The 20578-nt window shown below is 73.8% G+C and carries 15 protein-coding genes and 1 tRNA gene; 10 read left to right on the top strand and 6 right to left on the bottom strand.

Annotation, left to right across the window (positions count from 1 at the left end; genetic code table 11):
- Positions 1–92 precede the first annotated feature (92 nt).
- A tRNA-Arg gene (locus ABD899_RS12530) sits at positions 93–166 on the bottom strand.
- A gap of 135 nt (positions 167–301) precedes the next feature.
- On the bottom strand, positions 302–865 hold the full coding sequence (gene thpR / locus ABD899_RS12525) for an RNA 2',3'-cyclic phosphodiesterase (protein WP_345206450.1): 564 nt from the start codon (positions 863–865) through the stop codon (positions 302–304).
- 68 nt (positions 866–933) lie between these two features.
- On the opposite strand from thpR, the gene ABD899_RS12520 reads away from it, so the two are divergent.
- The 6 genes from ABD899_RS12520 (at position 934) to ABD899_RS12495 (ending at position 9328) form a co-directional block, all read left to right on the top strand.
- Entirely contained in the window at positions 934–2643 is a 1710-nt protein-coding gene (locus ABD899_RS12520) for a GTPase family protein (protein WP_345206447.1), read from the top strand.
- Positions 2640–4394 (top strand): GTPase, encoded by a 1755-nt coding sequence (locus tag ABD899_RS12515; RefSeq protein WP_345206445.1) that lies wholly within the window; start codon positions 2640–2642, stop codon positions 4392–4394. The genes ABD899_RS12520 and ABD899_RS12515 overlap by 4 nt, the downstream gene beginning before the upstream one ends.
- A gap of 274 nt (positions 4395–4668) precedes the next feature.
- Complete coding sequence (locus ABD899_RS12510) at positions 4669–5304, top strand: single-stranded DNA-binding protein (protein WP_345206442.1); 636 nt, start codon at positions 4669–4671, stop codon at positions 5302–5304.
- Positions 5305–5533: 229 nt separating this feature from the next.
- Positions 5534–7216 carry an energy-dependent translational throttle protein EttA gene (ettA, locus tag ABD899_RS12505; protein WP_345206440.1) on the top strand — a complete coding sequence of 561 codons (1683 nt, stop codon included), beginning with the start codon at positions 5534–5536 and terminating at the stop codon, positions 7214–7216.
- Between the two features lie 154 nt (positions 7217–7370).
- Entirely contained in the window at positions 7371–8369 is a 999-nt protein-coding gene (locus tag ABD899_RS12500) for a glycosyltransferase (protein ID WP_345206437.1), read from the top strand.
- Positions 8366–9328: an NAD-dependent epimerase/dehydratase family protein gene (locus ABD899_RS12495; RefSeq protein WP_345206435.1), complete on the top strand. Its 963-nt coding sequence runs from the start codon at positions 8366–8368 to the stop codon at positions 9326–9328. The genes ABD899_RS12500 and ABD899_RS12495 overlap by 4 nt, the downstream gene beginning before the upstream one ends.
- A gap of 7 nt (positions 9329–9335) precedes the next feature.
- Here the strand turns inward: ABD899_RS12495 and ABD899_RS12490 are convergent, their stop codons facing one another.
- Together ABD899_RS12490 and ABD899_RS12485 are read right to left on the bottom strand one after the other, a co-directional pair.
- Complete coding sequence (locus ABD899_RS12490; RefSeq protein ID WP_345206433.1) at positions 9336–10073, bottom strand: class I SAM-dependent DNA methyltransferase; 738 nt, start codon at positions 10071–10073, stop codon at positions 9336–9338.
- A 96-nt stretch (positions 10074–10169) separates the two neighbouring features.
- Positions 10170–10832, bottom strand: coding sequence for a TetR/AcrR family transcriptional regulator (locus tag ABD899_RS12485; RefSeq protein WP_345206430.1), 663 nt, complete (start codon positions 10830–10832; stop codon positions 10170–10172).
- A gap of 86 nt (positions 10833–10918) precedes the next feature.
- Between ABD899_RS12485 and ABD899_RS12480 the strand changes: the two genes are divergently transcribed.
- Complete coding sequence (locus tag ABD899_RS12480) at positions 10919–12064, top strand: acyl-CoA dehydrogenase family protein (protein ID WP_345206428.1); 1146 nt, start codon at positions 10919–10921, stop codon at positions 12062–12064.
- Between the two features lie 33 nt (positions 12065–12097).
- Here the strand turns inward: ABD899_RS12480 and ABD899_RS12475 are convergent, their stop codons facing one another.
- Positions 12098–12802, bottom strand: coding sequence for a lysoplasmalogenase (locus ABD899_RS12475; RefSeq protein WP_345206425.1), 705 nt, complete (start codon positions 12800–12802; stop codon positions 12098–12100).
- A gap of 94 nt (positions 12803–12896) precedes the next feature.
- Positions 12897–13652 carry a 3-oxoacyl-ACP reductase FabG gene (gene fabG / locus ABD899_RS12470; RefSeq protein ID WP_345206423.1) on the bottom strand — a complete coding sequence of 252 codons (756 nt, stop codon included), beginning with the start codon at positions 13650–13652 and terminating at the stop codon, positions 12897–12899.
- A 246-nt stretch (positions 13653–13898) separates the two neighbouring features.
- On the opposite strand from fabG, the gene glgX reads away from it, so the two are divergent.
- Genes glgX through treZ form a run of 3 tightly spaced genes read left to right on the top strand, consistent with a single transcriptional unit; the run spans position 13899 to position 20454 of the window.
- Positions 13899–16049, top strand: coding sequence for a glycogen debranching protein GlgX (gene glgX, locus ABD899_RS12465; RefSeq protein ID WP_345206420.1), 2151 nt, complete (start codon positions 13899–13901; stop codon positions 16047–16049).
- 2 nt (positions 16050–16051) lie between these two features.
- Positions 16052–18511, top strand: a complete 2460-nt coding sequence (gene treY / locus ABD899_RS12460) for a malto-oligosyltrehalose synthase (RefSeq protein WP_345206417.1) — start codon at positions 16052–16054, stop codon at positions 18509–18511.
- On the top strand, positions 18508–20454 hold the full coding sequence (treZ, locus tag ABD899_RS12455) for a malto-oligosyltrehalose trehalohydrolase (RefSeq protein WP_345206415.1): 1947 nt from the start codon (positions 18508–18510) through the stop codon (positions 20452–20454). Before treY ends, treZ begins: the two co-directional genes overlap by 4 nt.
- The last annotated feature ends 124 nt before the right edge of the window (positions 20455–20578 follow it).

Here is a 20578-nt window from a genome sequence, read left to right as displayed (position 1 = left end):
CTGGTGTCGGGTGATGCAGAGGGCGCGTCCTATCGCGCGGTGTGCATCACCGGACTCACCCGTGAACGAGCCGGAACATCCGCTTTCGACGGCGCCCCCGGCAGGACTCGAACCTGCGACCTCGAGATTAGAAGGCTCTTGCTCTATCCGGCTGAGCTACGGGGGCCCGGCACCCGCCCGGATGCCGTCGCCAGTCTAGGTCGGCCGCCTCACCGTCGAAGGGGGAGGCGATGGCCTCGTGCGTCGGTGCCCGCCTCACCGTCGAAGGGGGAGGCGATGGCCTCGTGCGTCGGTGCCCGCCTCACCCCCGTCCTCGAAGGGGGAGGCGGGCGATGACCTCGTGCCGGGGTCGGTGCCCGCGCTCGCGGGGCAGGTGCGACTCGAACACGGTGACCCACGAGGCGGTCCAGGGCGGGCCGGCGTAGGTCTCGAGCACCCTGACCCACCGCGTCGCGTCGCCCGGGCGGGTGAAGCGGCCGAGCGTGACGTGCGCCCGGAACGGGCCGCCCTCCGGGGCCGCCCCGGCGACCGCGCACGCCGAGCGGACACCCCGGGCGAGCGGGGCCAGCGCCTCGTCGTCGCGGATGCCGGCCCACAGCACCCGCGCGCGGGTCACGTCGGGGAAGCACCCGCCCCGGGCGATGCCCAGCTCGAACGGCTCGGTGCGACCGGCGACCTCGCCGACGCGGTCGAGGAGGTCGTCGATGACGCGTTCGGGCGTCCTCCCCATGAACGCCAGCGTCACGTGCCACTGCCAGGAAGGGCTCCACCGCAGGTCGGACCCGGCATCCTGACGGGCCCCGAGGAAGTCCTCGAGGTCCTCCACCGCACCGGTGGACGGCGCGACTGCCACGAACACCCGCATGACGGACATCATCCGCCGCGCCCCGGCGAATGGCCGGCCGACCTGCGCACAGTCGTTAGGCTGGCGCCGTGAGCATCGACGGGGACGTGGAGGCGCTCGTCTCCGCGGTCGAGGCCCTGCGGGACGAGGTCGAGGGGGCGGTGCTGCCGCTCGACGTGCCGAGCCGGGCGCCCGCCGAGGCCTCCCGCCGCCAGCTCCTCCAGCAGCTCGACGACTACGTCCTGCCCCGGCTGCGAGCCATCGACGCCCCGCTGCTCGCGGTCGTCGGGGGCTCGACGGGGGCCGGGAAGTCGACCCTCGTCAACTCCGTCGTCGGCGCCAGGGTCAGCCGCCCGGGGGTGCTGCGCCCGACGACGACGTCCCCCGTGCTCGTCCACCACCCCGACGACCGGCACTGGTTCGCGGACACCCGCATCCTGCCCGGCCTGGCACGGGTCACCGGCCACGACCCCGGGCACGACCAGCCGGGCACGGTGCGCCTCGTGGAGTCGACGACGCTGCCCGCGGGGATGGCCCTGCTCGACGCCCCCGACATCGACTCGGTCGTCTCGGCCAACCGTGCCATCGCGACCCAGCTGCTCTCGGCCGCCGACCTCTGGCTGTTCGTCACGACCGCCGCCCGCTACGCGGATGCCGTGCCCTGGGACCTCCTGCGCACCGCCGCCGACCGCGGCACCGCGGTCGCGATCGTCCTCGACCGCATCCCGCCGGATGCCGTCGACGAGATCCGCCCGCACCTCGCCGCGATGCTGCGCGAGCAGGGACTGCCGACCGCGCCGATCTTCACCGTGCCCGAGACGACCCTCGACGCCGAGGGCCAGCTGCCGCCCGAAGCGGTCGCCCGCCTCAGCGCGTGGCTCGACGCGCTCGCGAGCGACGCACGGGCCCGGGCCATCGTCGTCAACCAGACCCTGCGCGGCGCGGTCGAGTCGCTGTCCGGTCGCACGAGCGAGCTCGTCGTCGCGAGCCGTGACCAGCACGACGCCGCGGAGTCGCTGCGCCGCGCCGTCGACGAGGAGTACGCCGCGGCCCACCGGCGCATCGACGAGGGGATGACCGACGGCACCCTGCTGCGCGGCGAGGTCCTCGCCCGGTGGCAGGAGTTCGTCGGCACCGGCGAGTTCTTCCGCCAGGTCGAGACGACGATCTCGCGGTGGCGCGACAAGCTCACCGCGGCCGTCAAGGGCAACCCGCCGCCGTCCGACGGCCTCGGCGAGGCGCTCCAGACGGGCGTGGCCGCGCTCCTGCGCTCCAACGCCGAGAGCGCGGCCTCGGAGACGGCCCGGGCGTGGCGCCGACTGCCCGGGGGCACCCCGGTGCTGTCACGGCATCCCGAGCTCGCGAAGCCCGCGCCCGGCATCCAGGCCGACATCGAGCGGCTCGTGCGCGACTGGCAGGGCGAGGTGCTCGAGCTCGTGCGCACCGAGGGGCAGGGGCGGCGCACCAACGCTCGGGTCGCGGCCTACGGGCTCAACGCGATCGGGCTGTTCCTCATGCTCGTCGCCTTCAGCAGCACCGGTGGCCTCATGGGGGCCGAGATCGGCATCGCCGGCGGAACCGCGGTGCTGGCCCAGCGGGTGCTCGAGGCGATCTTCGGCGACCAGGCCGTGCGGGAGATGGCGGCCAAGGCGCGCCGACGGCTCCTCGAGCTGTCCGACGAGCTGTTCACGAGCGAGCGCGAGCGGTACGCCGTGGCGCTCGCGGAGGCGACGGCACCCGCCGACCAGGGGTCCCGGCTCGCCGCCGTGGCCACCCGAGTGCGGACGGTGGTGCGGTGAGTCCGCTGCGCATGGGGTCCGCGCGGGGCGCGGTCGTGGGCACCGAGGAGCTGTCGGCCGCCGCCACCGCGCTCGCCGCCGCCGTCGACGCGGGCGGCGAGCAGCTGCCCTCGGCCGAGCGTGAGCGGGCCGACGCGGTCGTCGCGAAGGTGGGGGAGCGCACCGCCCTCGTCGGCGACCACACGGTCGTCGCCCTCGCCGGGGCCACCGGCAGCGGGAAGTCGTCCCTGTTCAACGCGCTCGTCGGCCACGACGTCGCCACCGTCGGCGTCCGCCGGCCGACGACCTCGACCCCCACGGCGGCCATCTGGGGTGAGGCTCCCGCGGGCGAGCTGCTCGACTGGCTCGGCGTCGGTGCCCGCCACCTCGTCGCCCACGAGGCGGGTGGCGGGGATGCCGGGCCCGGTCCGGATGCCGGGCCCGGGTCGGATGCCGGGACGGGGCCTCGCGGTCCGGGTTCCGGGCGCCCGGGGGCGGGTGGCGCCCTCGGCTCGCTCGACGGTCTCGTGCTCCTCGACCTGCCCGACTTCGACTCCCGGGAGACCGGGCACCGCACCGAGGCCGAGCGGGTTCTCGAGCTTGTCGACCTCTTCGTGTGGGTCACCGACCCGCAGAAGTACGCCGACGCCCGCCTCCACGACGACTACGTGGCCGTGCTCGCGACCCACGAGGCCGTGACGATGGTCGTGCTCAACCAGGCCGACCGGCTCTCCCCGGACGAGGTGTCGCAGTGCCGGGCCGACCTCGTGCGCCTCATGGAGCGCGACGGCGTCCCACGGGCCACGGTGCTCGCGACGTCGGTGACGACCGGCGCCGGGCTCGACGAGCTGCGTCAGCGCCTCGCGAACGCCGTCGCCGGTCGCACGATGGCCCGGGCCCGGCTCGCCGGCGACGTGCGGGCCGCGGCCGGTGCCCTCGGTGAGCACGTCGCCGACACCGAGCCGACGGTCGACGAGCCGGCGCGCGCCGAGCTGCTCGACGCGCTCGCCCGCAGCGCCGGGGTCCCGACGGTCGTCGAGGCCGTCGCCCGCGACTACCGGATGGAGGCCGCCTCGCGCACCGGCTGGCCCTTCACCAGGTGGGTCCAGGGGCTGCGGCCCCGCCCGCTGCGCCGCCTACGCCTCGACGGGCGCGACATCCGGGTGTCCGACTCCGACGTGCGCTCGGTGCTCGGGCGCTCGTCGCTGCCCCCGCCCTCACCGGCGGCGCGGTCGGCGGTCGACATCGCGACGCGCCGGCTGGCCGACCGGGCCGGGGAGGGGCTGCCGACGCCGTGGGCCGAGGCGGTCGAGCAGGCGGCCGCGCCCCCGGGTGCCGCGCTCGGCGACGCCCTCGACCGGGCGGTCGTCGGCACCTCGCTGCACGCCCGAGCGCCGCTGTGGTGGGGGGCCGTCGGCACGGCCCAGCTCGTCCTCGCCCTCGCGGCCGTCGCCGGGCTGCTCTGGCTGGGGCTGTACGTCCTGCTCGGCTGGCTGCAGCTCGACGGCGTCGTCGGTGCGCCGCCGACGTGGGGTGTCCTGCCCGTCCCGCTCGTCCTCCTCGTCGGCGGGCTGCTGCTCGGGTTGCTGCTCGCCCTCGTCTCGCGGTGGCTCGCGCGCATCGGGGCGCGGCGCCGCGCCCGGGTCATGGACAAGCGGCTGCGCGCCTCGATCGACGGCGTCGCCCGCGAGGAGATCGTGCTTCCCGTCGAGCGGGTGCTCGAGCGGCACGCGGCGACGCGGGTCGCGCTCAGCCGCGCGGCCGCCGTCTGAGCCACGCGCGGGTCGCTGACCAGCAGTACCGCGCCGGCCGGGACCGCGACGCGGGGACGTGGGGACGCGGGGATGCCGCCTCGGGCGGGACGCGGGCGCGCCGGACCGCGACGCGGGGGCGCCGGGTCGCGACGCGGGGGCACTCGTCGTCCACAACCCCGTGGTCCTCACGCGGCCGTCCACAGGATGCGGTCCTCGCTTGTCCCGCACCGGATGCCGCCGCGAGGCTCGTTCCCGAGGCCCCGAGGTGCGGGGCCGTCGGGAGGGACAGACCATGAACGAGACCTACGTGACCATCAGGGGCCGGCTCGTCGCCGACCCCACCGTCCGCACGACCCGCGCGGGTGCGCCGATGACGAGCTTTCGGATCGCCTCGTCGGTGCGTCGTCCGGTGCCGGGCCAGCACGGCGCCTGGGAGGACGTCGGCACGAGCTTCTACGAGGTCGTCACGTACAAGGCGCTCGCCGCGAACGCCGGGGTGTCGCTGCGCAAGGGGCACCCGGTGAGCGTCCACGGGCGCCAGCACATCGTGTCCCGGCCCCGGGACGACGGCACGACCTGGTGGGGTGTGGAGGTCGTCGCCGACGCGGTCGGCCACGACCTGGCCTACGGCACGACCGCGTTCGCGAAGGTGGGCCGCGCGCAGGACGGCGGCGGCGACAGGGCGTTCGGCCCCGAGCCTCCCGACGGGTTCGTGGACCGCACCTCCGGGTTCGGGACCTCCGGGTTCGGGTCGCCCGACACCGACGCCTACGTCGTCGAGGGAGCGGACGGTCGCGGCCTGGGCCAGCTCGCCGCGCCCGGCGACGACGGATCCTCCGGTGGAGTGGCGACCGGCACCGGGTCCGGGGCCGGGCCCGCGCCCGACACCGGGCCGCTCGTCCCGTCCGGTGACGAAGCGGCCGCCTGACCGCAGCGGTGTCCGGGCCCGCGCTCGACACCGGGCCGCTCGTCCCGTCCGGTGACGAGGCGGCCGCCTGACCGCAGCGGTGTCCGGGCCCGCGGTCGGCACCGGGGCGCTCGTCCCGTCCGGTGGCGAGGCGGCTGCCTGACCGCAGCCGTGCCCGGGCGCGGTGGGCCCGACCGTGCCCGGTACACGGATTCGGGCGGGGGCCGGGCGCTCGAATAGCCTGTGCCCCATGCCCGAGTTCATCTACGTCATGTCGCGTGCCCGCAAGGCGCACGGCGACAAGGTCATCCTCGACGACGTCACCCTGTCCTTCCTCCCCGGCGCCAAGATCGGCGTCGTCGGCCCCAACGGCGCGGGGAAGTCCTCGGTGCTCAAGATCATGGCCGGCCTCGACCAGCCGTCCAACGGCGAGGCGCGCCTCACGCCCGGGTACTCGGTCGGCATCCTCATGCAGGAGCCCGAGCTCAACGAGGACAAGACCGTCCTCGGCAACGTCGAGGAGGGCGCCGGCGAGATCAAGGCCAAGCTCGACCGGTACAACGAGATCTCCGCGCTCATGGCCGAGCCCGACGCCGACTTCGACGCCCTCATGGCCGAGATGGGCCAGCTCCAGGAGGCCATCGACACTGCCGACGCGTGGGACCTCGACTCGCAGCTCGAGCAGGCGATGGACGCCCTGCGCTGCCCGCCCCCGGACGCCGACGTCACGGTGCTCTCCGGTGGTGAGCGTCGCCGGGTTGCGCTGTGCAAGCTCCTCCTGCAGAAGCCCGACCTGCTCCTCCTCGACGAGCCGACGAACCACCTCGACGCAGAGTCCGTCCTGTGGCTCGAGCAGCACCTCGCCAGCTACCCCGGGGCCGTCGTCGCGGTGACCCACGACCGCTACTTCATGGACAACGTCGCCGAGTGGATCCTCGAGCTCGACCGCGGCCGGGCCTACCCGTACGAGGGCAACTACTCGACCTACCTCGAGAAGAAGCAGGCCCGCCTGCTCGTCCAGGGCAAGAAGGACGCCAAGCTGTCCAAGCGGCTCGCCGAGGAGCTGGAGTGGGTGCGCTCCAACGCCAAGGCCCGCCAAACAAAGTCCAAGGCCCGGCTGGCCCGCTACGAGGAGATGGCCGCCGAGGCCGAGCGCACCCGAAAGCTCGACTTCGAGGAGATCCAGATCCCGCCGGGCCCGCGCCTGGGCAGCAAGGTCATCGAGGTGACCGACCTGCGCAAGGGCTTCGGCGACCGGGTCCTCATCGACGGCCTGTCGTTCACCCTGCCGCGCAACGGCATCGTCGGCGTCATCGGCCCGAACGGCGTCGGCAAGACGACCCTGTTCAAGACGATCGTCGGCATGGAGACGGCCGACGCGGGCACCGTCGACGTCGGCGAGACCGTGAAGATCTCCTACGTCGACCAGAGCCGCGGCGGCCTGGACCCGGAGAAGAACCTCTGGGAGACCGTCTCCGGCGGACACGACTACATCAACGTCGGGCAGGTCGAGATCCCGTCGCGCGCCTACGTCAGCCAGTTCGGCTTCAAGGGCCCGGACCAGCAGAAGAAGGCCGGCATCCTCTCCGGGGGCGAGCGCAACCGGCTCAACCTCGCGCTCACCCTCAAGGAGGGCGGCAACCTGCTCCTCCTCGACGAGCCGACGAACGACCTCGACGTCGAGACCCTCGGCTCCCTCGAGAACGCCCTCCTCGAGTTCCCGGGCTGCGCCGTCGTCATCAGCCACGACCGCTGGTTCCTCGACCGGGTCGCGACGCACATCCTCGCCTACGAGGGCGACGAGGAGAACCCCGCGAAGTGGTACTGGTTCGAGGGCAACTTCGAGGCGTACGAGGCCAACAAGATCGAGCGCCTCGGCGCCGAGGCGGCCCGTCCGCACCGCGTCACCTACCGCAAGCTGACCCGCGACTGACCGCCCTCGACTCCTTGCACATCACCCACCGGCGGCCGGGCCAAGGGCGCCCCGTCAGGGTGGGTGATGTGCAACCAGTGCGGGCGCCTGGGCGCGCGGGTGATGCCGTCTCCGGTCGCCGGGAGCTGGGCCACCCGCTTGTAGTGTGGCGGCCGTGACCGAGACGACCGCCCCCGCGCAGCACGAGGTGTCGGTCGTCATCCCGGTCTACCAGGGCGAGCGCACCCTCGCCGCCGTCGTCGACGAGCTCGCCGCCTCGGTCACCGACCGGGTGTCCCCGCAGGGGCGGCCCTACCGGGTCGTCGAGGTCGTGCTCGTCCACGACTGCGGGCCCGACCGCAGCGACGACGCCATCCGGGCGCTCGCCGGCTCCCACGACTGGGTGCGCCCGGTCTGGCTGAGCCGCAACTTCGGGCAGCACGCCGCGACCCTCGCCGGGATCGCCGCCTCCGGGGGCGAGTGGGTCGTCACGATGGACGAGGACGGCCAGCACGACCCGGAGGCCGTCGGCGTGCTCCTCGACACGGCCATGGCCGAGCAGGCCGACGTCGTCTACGCCCGCGCCACGAACGAGCCACCGCACGGCGCCCTGCGCAACGCGGCGTCCCGAGGTGCCAAGTGGCTCGTCGAGCGGCTCGCCAAGGGGGCACCGGCCGCCGACTTCTCGAGCTTCCGCCTCGTCCTCGGCGAGGTGGCCCGCTCGGTGGCCGCCTACGCCGGGCCGGGCATCTACCTCGACGTCGCGATCTCGTGGGTCGCCGGGCGGATCACCACCGCGCCGGTCGAGATGCGCAGCGAGGGCGACCGCCCCTCGGGGTACACGATGCGCCGGCTCGTCTCGCACTTCTGGCGGCTCGTGCTGTCCAGTGGCACCCGGCCGCTGCGCTGGGTCAGCGCGCTCGGGGCCGCGGCCGTCGTGCTCGCGCCGGTGCTCGCCGTCGGCCTCATCGTGGGCCGGGCCCTCGGCAGCTGGGACGTCCCCGGCTGGACGTCGACGATGATCCTGCTCATGGTCACGACCGGGGTCATCCTCTTCAGCCTGGGCGTCATCGCCGAGTACGTCGGCCTCGCGGTCAACATGGCGATGGGCAAGCCGCTCTACCTCCCCGTGCGGGACCGGCGCGAGGGCCCCCTCGGCCGGGACGGCACGTGAGCCCGCAGCCCGATCGCCCGCTCACCTGGGTCGTCGGGGCCGGCGGACTGGTCGGCCGCCACGTCGTCGCCGAGCTCGCCGACGAGGGGCACGAGGTCATGACGACGAGCGTGCCCTGGCACGACGAGGCCGCCAGCGTCGCGGCGCTCACCGAGGCCGTCGCCGGGTTCCGCGAGGCCCGTCGCGACCGGTCGTGGGCCCTCGCGTGGTGCGCGGGTGCCGGGGTCGTCGCGACGGGTGAGGACGCCCTCGCCGCGGAGGTCCGCGTCTTCCGGCAGGTGATGACGGCCGTTGCGGCATCCGTCGGCGAGGGCGAGGACGGCGTCGTCTTCCTCGCGTCCTCGGCCGGCGGGCTGTACGCCGGTTCGCGCCCGGCTCCCTTCGACGAGGGCAGCGACCCGCGCCCGCTCGTCGCCTACGGACGGGCCAAGCTCGCCATGGAGCAGGAGGTGCGACGACTCGCCGCCACCACCGGCCTGCGGGCCGTGCTCGGCCGCCTCGCCAACGTCTACGGACCGGGGCAGGTGCTCGGCAAGCCCCAGGGCCTGCTCTCGCAGCTGTGCCTCGCCGACGCCACCGGGCGCCCCCTGCCCGTCTTCGTCTCGATGGACACCATCCGCGACTACCTCTACGCCGGCGACGCGGCCCGCATGGTCGTGCGCACCGTGGCGCTCGCCCGCGACGAGCCCACGGGGGCCGTCGTCGTCAAGGTGCTCGCCTCGGGCCGGCCGGTCACCGTGGGCTACCTCGTCTCCGAGGCTCGACGGGTCTTCCACCGCCCGCTGCGCACCATCCCCGTCGGCGGGGCCGGCGGGGGACAGGTGCTCGACCTGCGGCTGGGTTCCCGGGTGTGGCCCGAGGTCGACGCGCTCGCGGCCACGCCCCTCGCCGCCGGGCTGGCCCGCACCTCGGCCGACGTGCGGGCCCGCGTCGTCGCCGGCGGGCCGCTCGACGGCTGACCCCGGGTCAGTCCCGGCGGGTCGCGGCGACGAAGACCGACGACCCGAACGGCAGGTCGCCCCGCGCGAGCACGACCCGGTCGAGTCGCGAGAGCCCGAGGAGCGCGGCGTTGACCGGCTTCGGCACCGAGGGCACCGCCACGATGTCCGCGGCCCCGTGGGCGCGCCGACGGCGCAGCCTGCGGGCCAGGCGCTCGGCGGCGAACATGGGGAAGACGCTCGCGAAGCCGTGCGTGACCCGCTGGACGGTGAACCCCGCGCCCTCGACGGCAGCGACGGCCCGGGCCCGGGTGTACCGGCGGTGGTGGCCGTTGGCGACGTCGAAGTCGCTCCACGCCCAGTCGTACGCGGGCACGGACATGACGAAGCGACCGCCCGGCCGCAGCACCCGGCGCACCTCGGCGAGCGCCGTCGCCTCGGGCTCACAGTGCTCGATGACGTCGAACGCCGAGACGACGTCGAAGGCCGCGTCCGGGAAGGGCAGGGCGAGCGCCGAGCCACACACGCCGTCGGAACCCAGCCCTCGCGGGTCGATGTCGAGCGAGACGGTGCGCTGGACGGCATCCCGGAGCCACGAGGCGCTCGGGCCGTCGGCGCTGCCGAGGTCGAGGGCCAGCCCGGCGCCCTCGACGTGCGAGCGCAGGGCGGTCTCGAGCAGGTCCGCACGGGCGACGTACCACCAGTAGTCCGGGGTCGCGATCGAGGGCGAGCCACCGTGGCCCGCAACGGTCTCGGGGTTCGTCACCGCGTCACTCTAGCGACCCGCGCGAAGCATCCTGCCCCGGTCACCGGTGCTCGCCGCGAGTGCTGACCCGCGTCGCCCCCGCAACCGTGTGCGCCCTCACCGCGGGGAGGGGGCGCGCACGAGCCGCACGGCGAGGTCGCCGTACGCCGCCTCGATCGCCTCGGGCGTGTAGCGCACGTCGGGGGCGTACCACCGGGCGACGTCGATGGCCATCGAGAGCAGGGCGAGCGCGGTCGCCGGCACGTCGGCGACCTCGAACTCCCCGGTGGACACCCCGTCGCGCAGGACGTCCGCGACGACCTCGTCGATCTCCTTGCGGAGCCCGAGGACGGCATCCCGGTGCTCGGCGCTGAGGTGACGGAACTCGAACTGGACGATGCGCCCGAGGCCGTAGTGCTCGGCGTGCCAGCGCGAGAAGCCCCCGACGATGGCCCGCAGCGCCTCGGTGGGGGTGGGGGCGGCGGCGGTGGCGGCGACGAGGAGGTCCCGGGCGCGCTCGTGGCCGCGCCGGCTCAGCTCGAAGAGGAGCACCTCCTTGGACGCGAAGTGCACGTAGACCCCAGCGGGGGACAGGCCCGCCCGTGAGGCGATGTCGCGGGTCGTCGTCGCGTGGAAGCCCCGCTCGGCGAAGGCGTCGGCCGCCGCGAGCATGATCCGCACCGCCGTGTCGGCGACGTCGCCGACGGCCGACTGGCGCCCACCCTCGGGGGCGAGGGCGGCGAGGACGGCGGTCTCGCTCATCGGTGTGGGGCTCGGCACGGTTGACAGCATGCCCCACCCCGGCGACACTAAGCAAGCGCTTAGTCAACGTCAGCGCAGCACCGAGTCGTCCCCGGAGGAGTTCCATGCCCCGCAACATCTACGGTCCCGAGCACGAGGACTTCCGAGCGTCCGTCCGCGAGTTCGTCGAGCGCACCCTCAAGCCCCGCGCCGAGCAGATGCTCGAGGTCAAGACGATCGACCGCGACATCTGGAAGGAGGCCGGCACCCAGGGCCTGTTCGGCCTCGACATCCCCGAGGAGTTCGGCGGCATGGGCGCCGACGACTACCGCTTCAACGCGGTCGCCGCCGAGGTGCTCAACGGCTTCAACGCGGCCGTCGGCTCGTGCTTCGGCATCCACAGCGACGTCTGCCCGCCGTACATCGTCGACCTCGGCACCCAGGAGCAGAAGGAGCGCTGGCTGCCCGCGATGGCCGCCGGCGAGAAGATCTGCGCCATCGCCATGACCGAGCCGGGCGGCGGGTCCGACCTCGCGGCGCTCAAGTCGACCGCGGTGCGCGACGGCGACCACTGGGTCCTCAACGGCAGCAAGACCTTCATCACGAACGGCTACCAGGCCGACCTCGTCATCGTCGCGGCCCGCACCGACCCGTCCAAAGGCGCCAAGGGCATCACCTTGTTCATGGTCGAGGACGGCATGGAGGGGTTCACCCGCGGCCGCAAGCTCGACAAGGTGGGCCAGGAGGAGTCCGACACCGCCGAGCTGTTCTTCCAGGACGTCCGCGTGCCCGACACGAACCGGATCGGCCCGGAGGGCATGGGCTTCATCGCGATGATGCAGCGCCTGCCGCAGGAGCGGGTCGGCGCCGCCTGCGCCAACGTCGCCCACGCCAAGCAGATCCTCCTGGAGACGATCGAGTACGCCAAGGAGCGCAAGGCGTTCGGCCAGCCCATCGGGTCCTTCCAGCACAACAAGTTCAAGATCGCCGAGCTCGTCACCGCGCTCGAGGTCGCCGAGGCCTACGTCGACGACTGCATCGAGGCGCACTCCAAGGGCGAGCTCAGCGCGGTCGACGCGGCCAAGGCGAAGTGGTGGAGCGCGCAGGTGCAGAACGACGTGCTCGACGAGTGCGTCCAGCTCTACGGCGGCTACGGGTTCATGAACGAGTACCGCGTGGCCCGCGCCTGGCGCGACGCCCGTGTCACGAAGATCTGGGCCGGGTCGAACGAGATCATGAAGGAGCTCATCGGCCGCGACCTCGGCCTCTGAGCGCCGGGACGACGACGTCCGGATGCCGTCCGCTCACCGGGAGCGGACGGCATCCGTCGTCGTGGGCCGGGCACCGTGCCGGTCCTGCTCGCGCAGGACGCCGGCGACGATGAGCAGCTGCGCGGCGACGTAGGTGGACATGACCCAGAAGCCGTGGGCCGGCAGGTCGACGCCCTCCGCGAAGGCCTCGAGGGCGATGAGCCCGTCGGAGACGAGGAAGAGCGCCCCGCCGACGGCGGTGGGCAGGTTGACCCCCGTCGCCAGCACGGCCATCGTCCCGAGGCAGGCACCGTAGACGAGGACGGGCCCGAGCAGGGCGTCGGCGCCGCCCGCGCACGCGGCCACGAGGGCGGCCACCGCCGCGACGTAGGCGAGGAGCAGCGGCCGGCGCCGGTGCAGCACGCTGCGCGCGCGGTAGGGCAGGAACGCCGCGATGTAGGCGACCTGGGCGAGGAGGAAGAACCCCACCATGAGGAGGAAGCCGGCGTCGCCCGACGCGAGCCGCGGGGCGGTGTCGCCGAGCCACGACAGCCCGAGGGCGAGCAGGGTCAGGGTGACGAGGCGACCGCGGGGGGTCTCGGTCTCGAGCCAGAGCGCGCCGGCGAGCAGCGGCATGAGCAGCACCTGGGTGACGGCGGCCACGGTGTCCGAGCCCGTGAGCTGGGCGAGGAGGTGCACGCCGGTGACGGCGAGCAGTGCCGCGAGGAGGGCACGGGCCGGCATCCGGCGGGGCAGCATGCGGCGATCGTAGCGACCGCCCGCACCCGACTTGTCGCACATCACCCACGCCGGAGGCCACCTTCTCGGGCGCCCTCGTGTGGGTGGTGTGCCATCAGTCGAGGGGGCCGCCGGCGACGTAGACGACCTGGCCCGACACGAACCCGGCCTCCTCGGACACGAGGAAGGCGATCGTCGCGGCGATGTCCTCGGGCTGGCCGACCCGCGCGACGGGGATCTGCGCGGCGGCGTGCGCGAGGAAGTCCTCGAAGGGCACCCCGACCCGCTCGGCCGTGGCACGCGTCATGTCGGTCTCGACGAACCCCGGCGCGACGGCGTTGGCCGTGACGCCGAACCTGCCGAGCTCGATGGCGAGGGTCTTCGTGAAGCCCTGGAGCCCCGCCTTGGCCGCGGAGTAGTTGGCCTGGCCGCGGTTGCCCTGTGCCGAGGACGACGACAGGTTGACGATGCGGCCGTACCGCTGCTCGGTCATGTGCGCCTGGCAGGCCCTCGTCATGAGGAACGCGCCCTTGAGGTGCACGGCCATGACGGCGTCCCAGTCGTCCTCGGTCATCCGGAAGATGAGGTTGTCCCGGATGATGCCGGCGTTGTTGACGAGCACGACGGGCGGGCCGAGCGCGTCGGTGACCCGGGCGACGCCGGCCTCGACCTGCGCGGGGTCCGTGACGTCGACCCCGACGCCCAGGGCGCGTCCGCCGGCGTCGCGGATGCCGGTCGCGACGGCCTCGCAGGCGGCCTCGTCGAGGTCGAGCACCGCGACGGCGAACCCGTCGCGCGCGAGGCGCTCCGCGGTCGCCGCCCCGATGCCACGGGCGCCTCCGGTGACGATCGCGACTCTCTGCGTGCTCATGGGACTCCTCCGGGTGGTGACGCGGGCTGGGTCGGGGTGGTGCGTCGACTCGCGGCGCCGACGGCAGGTCGGCGGCGACGGGCCGACCCTACCGAGCCGGGCCGTCGAAGCTGGCGCGGGGCCGGGGGTGACGTTTTCGCGGCGTCGGTGAGGTTCGGTAGGTTGACCCCCACCGCCGCGGGCCCCCGGTCCCGCGGCGAGCCCAGCACCGTCGCTGGTTTCTTGACCACACACGGAAGGCAACCAGTGGAGATCTGGCCCGGAACGCCCTACCCCCTCGGCGCCACCTACGACGGCAGCGGGGTCAACTTCGCCCTGTTCAGCGAGGTCGCCGATCGGGTGGAGCTCTGCCTCGTCGCCGACGACGGCGTCGAGACCCGCTACGACCTGCCCGAGGTCGACGGTTTCGTCCACCACGCGTACCTGCCCGGTGTCCAGCCCGGGCAGCGCTACGGCTTCCGCGTGCACGGGCCGTACGAGCCCGAGCACGGCCACCGCTGCGACCCGAGCAAGCTGCTCCTCGACCCGTACGCGAAGGCGATCGAGGGACAGGTCAGCAACGACCAGTCGCTGTTCTCCTACGACTTCGAGGACCCCACGAAGCGCAACACCGACGACAACCTGGGCAAGACGATGCTCTCCGTCGTCATCAACCCCTACTTCGACTGGGGCCACGACCGCCCGCCGCGCCACGAGTACCACGAGACCGTCATCTACGAGGCCCACGTCAAGGGCCTGACGATGACCCACCCCGAGGTGCCGGAGGAGATCCGCGGCACCTACGCCGGCATCGCGCACCCCGCGATCATCGACCACCTCACGACCCTCGGTGTCACGGCCATCGAGCTCATGCCGGTGCACCAGTACGTCCAGGACACCTCGTTGCAGTCCAAGGGCCTGACGAACTACTGGGGCTACAACACGATCGGCTTCCTCGCGCCGCACAACGGCTACTCGCGCGGCCGCCGGGGCGAGCAGGTCACCGAGTTCAAGGCGATGGTCAAGGCGCTGCACGAGGCGGACATCGAGGTCATCCTCGACGTCGTCTACAACCACACGGCCGAGGGGAACGAGTTCGGCCCGACGCTGTGCTTCCGGGGCATCGACAACGCGGCGTACTACCGGCTCGTCGACGACGCCAAGGACCACTACTACGACACGACGGGCACGGGCAACAGCCTGCTCATGCGCCACCCCCACGTGCTCCAGCTCATCATGGACTCGCTGCGGTACTGGGTCACCGAGATGCACGTCGACGGCTTCCGCTTCGACCTCGCGGCCACCCTCGCCCGCCAGTTCCACGAGGTCGACAAGCTCTCGGCCTTCTTCGACCTCATCCAGCAGGACCCGGTCATCTCCCAGGTCAAGCTCATCGCCGAGCCGTGGGACGTCGGCGACGGGGGCTACCAGGTCGGCAACTTCCCCCCGCTGTGGACCGAGTGGAACGGCAAGTACCGCGACACGGTGCGCGACTTCTGGCGCGGGGAGCCCCGCACGCTCGGCGAGTTCGCCTCGCGGATCACCGGGTCGAGCGACCTCTACGAGCACAGCGGTCGCAAGCCGATCGCCTCGATCAACTTCGTCACCGCGCACGACGGCTTCACGCTGCGTGACCTCGTCTCGTACAACGACAAGCACAACGACGCCAACGGCGAGGGCGGGCGCGACGGCGAGAGCCACAACCGGTCGTGGAACTGCGGCGAGGAGGGCCCGAGCGACGACCCGGAGGTCAACGCCCTGCGACTGCGCCAGCAGCGCAACTTCCTCACGACCCTGCTGCTCAGCCAGGGTGTGCCGATGATCGCCCACGGCGACGAGATCGGCCGCACCCAGCAGGGCAACAACAACGTCTACTGCCAGGACAACGAGCTGTCGTGGGTCGACTGGGACCTCACGGACGACGAGAAGAGCCTCTACGCCTTCACCGCGGCGCTCACGACGCTCCGGCGCGACCACGCGGTCTTCCGCCGGCGCCGCTTCTTCGCCGGCAGCGCCGACCACGGCGGCCAGTCCGAGATGGGCGACATCGCCTGGTTCCGGCCCTCCGGCGAGCCGATGGGCGAGTCCGACTGGTCCGACCACGAGGCCAAGACCGTCGTCGTCTTCCTCAACGGGCACGCCATCCCCACGCCCGACTCGCGGGGCCGACGGGTCGTCGACGACGACTTCCTCGTGCTCTTCAACGCCGACCACGAGCAGCACAGCGTCACCCTGCCCGGCACCGAGTTCGGTGAGCGCTGGCTCGTCGAGATCGACACCGGCGCCGACGTCGTCGACCCCGGCTGGCACGAGGCCGGGGGCGCCCTGTCGCTCCTGCCGCGGTCGGTCGTCGTCCTGCGCTCCCCGCGCGAGACCCCGCCGCCGCCCTCGGGAGCCGCGACGTCGACCCGGTCGTGACGATGGGCGAGGTCCACCGACCCGACCCCGGCCGGGTCGTGCCCACGGCGACGTACCGACTCCAGGTGCACGCCGGCTTCGGGTTCGACGACGCGGCGCGGCACACCGCGTACCTCGCCTCACTCGGCGTGTCGCACCTCTACCTCTCGCCCGTCCTGCAGGCCGCGCCCGGGTCGGTGCACGGGTACGACGTCCTCGACCACACCCGGATCAGCGTGGAGGCCGGGGGCCGCGGGGCCTTCGAGCGGCTCGTCACGGCCTGCCGCGAGAACGGCCTCGGCATCATCGTCGACGTCGTGCCCAACCACATGACCGTGCCCCGGCCGGCGCACCTCAACGCGCCGTTCTGGTCGCTGCTGCGTGACGGCCGGCGCTCCCCGTACGCCGGGTGGTTCGACGTCGACTGGGTCGCCGAGGAGGACCGCCTCCTCATGCCCGTGCTCGGCGGCACCCTCGGGCAGGCGCTCGACCGCGGTGAGCTCGTCCTCGCCCACGACGGCGGGCCGACGGCATCCGACCACGTGCTGCGCTACTACGACGCCGAGTTCCCGGTGGCGCCCGGCACCGAGCACCTCCCGCTGGCCGAGCTCGTCGAGGCTCAGGCCTACCGGCTCTCGAGCTGGCGCGAGGCGGGCGAGGCGCTCAACTACCGCCGCTTCTTCGACGTCACCTCGCTCGTCGCGGTGCGGGTCGAGGACCCCGTCGTCTTCATGGCGACCCACGCCCTGCTCCTCGCGCTGCACGGGCACGGGGCGGTCGACGGGTTCCGGATCGACCACCCCGACGGCCTGGCCGACCCGGGGGGCTACCTCGAGCGGCTCGGCGACGCCACCGGTGACTCCTGGGTCGTCGTCGAGAAGATCCTCGAGGGCGAGGAGACCCTGCCGGGCACGTGGCGCTGCGCCGGAACGACCGGCTACGACGCGCTCCTGCGGGTGCAGCAGGTGCTCACCCCCACCGCCGGGCTCGAGGCGCTCGACCGGGTGTGGGCGGCCGCCGCCCCCGACCGGGTCGTGCTCGCGGACGTCGTCGTGGAGTCCAAGCGGCTCGTCGTCGACGACGTCCAGGCCGCCGAGGTCGACCGGCTCATGCGGCTCGTGCGGCGGATCCTCGGCGACGTCGACCGAGCGGCCGTGCGCCGCGCGCTCGAGGCGCTGCTCGTCGCCATGGACCGCTACCGCGCCTACGTCGTCCCCGGCCGGGGCGTCGACCCCGAGCAGGCCGCCGTCGTCGAGGGGGCCGCCGAGCGCGCCCGGGCCCTGCTCGCGCCGAGCGACCACGAGGCGCTGGCGACCGTCGTCGACCTCGTGCTCGGCCGGGAGGTGCGCCAGGCGCAGCTCGACACCGGAGCGCTCGCCGACGACTTCCGGGTGCGGTTCCAGCAGACCTGCGGCCCGGTCATGGCCAAGGGGATCGAGGACACCGCCTACTACCGGTGGTTCCGGCTCGCCGGGGCGAACGAGGTCGGCGGACACCCCGACCACCCGTCGATCACGCCGGAGGAGTTCCACGCCTGGTGCGAGCGGCTCGTCTCGACGTGGCCGACGTCGATGACGACCCTGACGACCCACGACACGAAGCGCTCCGAGGACGTCCGGGCCCGGCTCATGGTCCTCGCCGAGGACGGCGAGGGCTGGGCCGCCTGGGTGGAGGAGGCGCGAGCACTCGCCGCCGAGCACCTCACCGAGCGCGTCGACGCCCCGACCGAGTACCTCGTGTGGCAGACCCTCGTCGGCGCGTGGCCGATCACCGGCTCGCGGCTCGAGGAGTACCTCCTCAAGGCCGTGCGCGAGGCAAAGGTGCACACCGCGTGGGTCGACGGCGACCACGAGTACGAGGATGCCGTGACGGGCTACGCGCGGGCGCTCTCGCGCGACCCCGCCGTGCAGCGGCACCTCGACGCCTGGACGACGGGACACGAGCCGTCGGTGCGCGCGAACGTGTTGTCGCAGAAGCTCGTCCAGCTCACCATGCCGGGCGTGCCCGACGTCTACCAGGGGTGCGAGATCGTCATGCTCTCGCTCGTCGACCCCGACAACCGCCGCCCGGTCGACTGGACCGACCGGGGCGAGCGCCTCGACCGGGTCGTCGCGGACGAGCCGGCCTTCGACCTCGACGACGAGAAGCTGCGGGTCACCGGGCGCGCCCTGCGGGTGCGCCGCGACGACCCCGCGGCGTTCGTCGGCGAGGGCACGACGTATGCCGCGCTCCCGACGACGAGCGAGCACGCCCTCGCCTTCGCCCGTGGCGACGGCGACGGCCTGCGGGTCGTCACCGTCGCGACCCGGGCGGCGGGGCTGCTCGCCGCGGCCGGTGGGTTCGGCGACGCGACGGTCGAGGTGCCCCCCGGCACGTGGCGTGACGTGCTCTCCGACCGCGACGACGTCGTCGAGGGTGGGCCCGTGCTCCTCGCGGATCTGCTCGACCACCGGCCGGTCGCCCTGCTGGTGCGCCAGCCGTGACGGGTCGGCCCGCGGTGCCCGCCGTCTCCGCCGCCCGGCGTCCGGGGGCCGGGCGCACCCCGATCGAGGTGTGGGCGCCGCGTGCCGCCCGCGTCGAGGTCGAGTGGACCGTCGTCCCGCACCCGACCCGCTCGTCCCAGCCGCGTCGGGACGCGCAGCCGCGTCGGGACGCCATGGCACCCATCGGCGAGGGCTGGTGGCGCTGGGAGCCGCCGGCCGACGTCGTCGGGGGCACGCCGGCATCCGACCCGCTCGTGCTCGACTACGCCTTCGTCCTCGACGGTGCCGAGCCCGCCCTCCCCGACCCGCGCAGCGCCTGGCAGCCGCACGGGGTCCACGGCCCGAGCCGCACCGTCGACACCGGCACCTTCTCGTGGACCGACGGCGGGTGGCGCGGGCCCCGCGAGGGCCACGGGGTGCTCGGCTCGGTCGTCTACGAGCTGCACGTCGGCACGTTCACGCCCGAGGGCACCCTCGACGCGGCCGTCGGGCGGCTCGACCACCTCGTCGCGCTCGGTGTCGACGTCGTCGAGGTCATGCCGGTGGCGGCCTTCCCGGGGCGGTGGAACTGGGGGTACGACGGCGTCGGGCTGTACGCCGTGCACGACGGCTACGGCGGTCCGTTCGCCTTCGCGCGGTTCGTCGACGCGTGCCACGCGCGCGGCCTCGGTGTGTGCCTCGACGTCGTGCACAACCACCTCGGCGCGAGCGGCAACTACCTCGCCCGGTTCGGCCCGTACTTCACCCAGGCGCACCGGACCCCGTGGGGCCCGGCCGTCAACCTCGACCACCGGGACGCCGGGCAGGTGCGGGGGTTCCTCGTCGAGAACGCCCTGCGGTGGTTCCGCGACTTCCACGTCGACGCCCTGCGCCTCGACGCCGTGCACGAGCTCAAGGACGCCTCGGCCCACCACTACCTCGCCGAGCTCTCGGACGCCACGGCGGCCCTGTCGGCCGAGCTCGGCCGCTCCCTCGACCTCGTCGCCGAGAGCGACCTCAACGACACGGTCATGGTCACCCCGACCGCCGACGGCGGCCTCGGCATGACGGCCCAGTGGGACGACGACGTCCACCACGCCCTCCACGTCTCGCTCACCGGCGAGCGGCACGGCTACTACGCCGACTTCGCCGGGGGAGCGGGGCGCGACGAGGCGGGGCCGCTCGAGGTGCTCGCCAAGGTGCTGACCCGCGGCTTCCTCCACGACGGCACGCTGTCGTCGTTCCGCGGTCGCGACTGGGGGCGCCCGGTCGACACCGAGGCACTCGACGCCCGCCGGCTCCTCGGCTACCTCCAGACCCACGACCAGGTCGGCAACCGGATGGCGGGCGACCGCATCTCGGCCACGCTCGACCCGGGAGCCCAGGCCGCGGGGGCGGCCCTGTACCTCCTCGCCCCGACGACGCCGATGCTCTTCATGGGCGAGGAGTGGGCCGCGTCGACCCCGTGGCAGTTCTTCACGAGCTTCGAGGAGGACTGGCTCGCGGATGCCGTGCGCGCCGGCCGCCGCGACGAGTTCGGCTCGCACGGCTGGTCCGCCGACGAGGTCCCCGACCCCCAGGACCCGGCCACCCGCGACCGCTCGGTGCTCGACTGGTCCGAGCTCGCCGAGGCCGAGCACGCGCGGATGCTGCGCTGGTACCGCGCCTGCACCGCGCTGCGTCGTCGCCTGCTCGGCACGGCGTCGACGCGGTTCGCCGACGTCGAGGTGCGGTACGACGAGGCCGCCCGCTGGGTGGTGGCGGTGCACGCCCCGGCCGGGCGCACGGCATCCGCCGTCGCGGTCAACCTCGCCGACGAGGCCGCCGAGCTCCCCCTGCCGCCCGGGCCCGCCGAGGTCCTGCTCGCCTGGGCCGACGCCGGCACCGCGCTCGTCGGGGACGGAGTGCGGGTGCCCGCCCGCTCGGTCGCGGTCGTCGCGGTCGAGGGCCGCCGCGGGCGCTGAGGAGCCCGGTCGAACCGGTGCCGCTCCGGTCCGCGTGCGGTACCACCTCGATGCCGACGGAGGATCCCCGGGTCGAACCGGTGCCGCTCGGGTCCGCGCGCGGTGTCACGTCGACGCCTGCCGG

It is taken from the genome of Fodinibacter luteus (assembly GCF_039541575.1).
GTDB classification, from domain to species: domain Bacteria; phylum Actinomycetota; class Actinomycetes; order Actinomycetales; family Dermatophilaceae; genus Fodinibacter; species Fodinibacter luteus.
Note: the sequence above shows the minus strand (reverse complement) of the source record. Positions and strands in the feature narration are given on the sequence as shown.

Coding starts and splice junctions, on each gene's coding strand:
- thpR (WP_345206450.1), bottom strand. CDS start 865: ATGCGGGTGTTCGTGGCAGTCGCGCCGTCCACCGGTGCGGTGGAGGAC.
- ABD899_RS12510 (WP_345206442.1), top strand. CDS start 4,669: ATGAACGAGACCTACGTGACCATCAGGGGCCGGCTCGTCGCCGACCCC.
- ettA (WP_345206440.1), top strand. CDS start 5,534: ATGCCCGAGTTCATCTACGTCATGTCGCGTGCCCGCAAGGCGCACGGC.
- ABD899_RS12480 (WP_345206428.1), top strand. CDS start 10,919: ATGCCCCGCAACATCTACGGTCCCGAGCACGAGGACTTCCGAGCGTCC.
- ABD899_RS12475 (WP_345206425.1), bottom strand. CDS start 12,802: ATGCTGCCCCGCCGGATGCCGGCCCGTGCCCTCCTCGCGGCACTGCTC.
- fabG (WP_345206423.1), bottom strand. CDS start 13,652: ATGAGCACGCAGAGAGTCGCGATCGTCACCGGAGGCGCCCGTGGCATC.
- treY (WP_345206417.1), top strand. CDS start 16,052: ATGGGCGAGGTCCACCGACCCGACCCCGGCCGGGTCGTGCCCACGGCG.